Origin of the sequence: Kitasatospora sp. NPDC056446 (assembly GCF_042796115.1) — a bacterium.
GTDB lineage: Bacteria > Actinomycetota > Actinomycetes > Streptomycetales > Streptomycetaceae > Kitasatospora.
On sequence record NZ_JBHTRF010000220.1, the window covers coordinates 1 to 1,420 of the forward strand.

The 1,420-nt window shown below is 66.1% G+C and carries 3 protein-coding genes; 1 reads left to right on the top strand and 2 read right to left on the bottom strand.

Annotation, left to right across the window (positions count from 1 at the left end; genetic code table 11):
- Positions 1 to 761, bottom strand: a 761-nt coding sequence (locus tag ACFQ6N_RS40810) for an AraC family transcriptional regulator (protein WP_380659196.1), incomplete at its 3' end; no start/stop codon positions are given.
- A gap of 45 nt (positions 762 to 806) precedes the next feature.
- Positions 807 to 929 (bottom strand): hypothetical protein, encoded by a 123-nt coding sequence (locus ACFQ6N_RS40815; RefSeq protein ID WP_265349059.1) that lies wholly within the window; start codon positions 927 to 929, stop codon positions 807 to 809.
- Between the two features lie 192 nt (positions 930 to 1,121).
- On the opposite strand from ACFQ6N_RS40815, the gene ACFQ6N_RS40820 reads away from it, so the two are divergent.
- Positions 1,122 to 1,420 (top strand): hypothetical protein (locus tag ACFQ6N_RS40820; RefSeq protein ID WP_380659197.1); only part of this gene is annotated, 299 nt, incomplete at its 3' end.

A 1,420-nucleotide genomic window follows, 5' to 3' on the forward strand; every position in this document is an offset into this window, starting at 1 on the left:
CCCACGGTCTTGCGGAACATGGTCACGAATGCGCCCGCGCTGTCATACCCCGGCTCATCCGCAACGGCCTGGACGGTCTTGCCGCCGGCCAGCATCGGCAGCGCGACCACCACGTGCATCTGCCGGCGCCAGCGCCTGACGCTCAGGCCGGTTTCACCGGAGAACAACCGGGACATGTTGCGCTCGCTCATGCCGATCCGGCCGGCCCAGACGTCCAGCGTTGCCCGCTCGGCGGGCGCGGCCAACATCGCACTGGCCAACCGGCGCAGCCTCGGTTCGGATGGCATCGGCAGGTGGATCCACTCCGGTGGCGCGGCAATGAGTTCGTCCAGGAGCACCGCCATCAGCCGCGCCTGTGCGCTGCCGTGCTCGTACTGTTGGGGGTGATCTGCCACGCGTTCGAGCAGGGCGTGCATGAACGGAGTGATCGCCATCGTGCGGCAATGCGTGGGCAAACCCGGTACCGCTCCGGGTTCAACGAACACGACGAATCCATGCGGTTTTCCGCTGCTGCTGGCCCGATGGGTCAGCCCGCCCGGAATCCATACCGCCCCCTGCGGTGGAACCACCCAGAGGCCGGCATGGGTCTCCAGCGTGATCAACCCACGCGTAGCGACCATGACCTGTGCCTTCCGGTGTTCATGGAAAGGCATTTCCCAGGCATCGGGAATGGGTTCCAGTCCAAGCACCATCACCGGCACGTCGATCCGATCGGGGTAGTCCGGATCGACCTCGTCCTGCCCTGCAAGCGATATCGTCACTTCGTTACCCGCCCGGTGCGCGTCGGGCCGGCCCTGTAGTGGCGTTCAGGCCTCGTCACGTGCCTGCTCCGGTTCGCGCCTGTGCCAGACGCAGATGAAGCCCATCAGGACGTGGACGATGGGCAGGTCAGCACCTGGGGCGGCGACGGCCGCGGTGGTGTCGCTCATGTCGGCATCCTCTGTGGTCGAGGATGACAAGCGTATTCGGCGGCCGGAACGGGGTCATTCGACAGTTCCGCCAGGTGATTCATCAATCCGGCCAAAGCCGTGCAGGCGCCCGGCGGGTGCATGCTCGCGCGCCAATCCGCTATGTTGGGCGCTCTTTCCGCCCCCCTGAAGCGCCAACGCATGGAAGCTCCCTTGAAGACGATCCGGTACAGGCTCTGGCTCCCGGTCCTGCTGATGTCCAGCGTGCTCCTGCTGGCCGGGTGCGGGGGGCAGAAGCCCTCGGCGGATCTTCAAGCAGATATCGATGAAGTGGCGCAGACCCTGGTCGAGCAGCCCTTGCTGCACTCGGCCTCCATCGCGGTGGTTCACCGGGGCCGGAGTTTCATCGGTCATCGCGGCCAGATGGTGGCCGGCAGCCCAGGCGCACCGACCGATGCAACGATCTACGAGATCGGCTCGCTGAGCAAGACGCTGGCAGGCACGTTGATGGC

Excerpts from the sequence above, each read along its gene's own strand:
- ACFQ6N_RS40815 (WP_265349059.1), bottom strand. The coding sequence starts at position 929 with ATGAGCGACACCACCGCGGCCGTCGCCGCCCCAGGTGCTGACCTGCCC.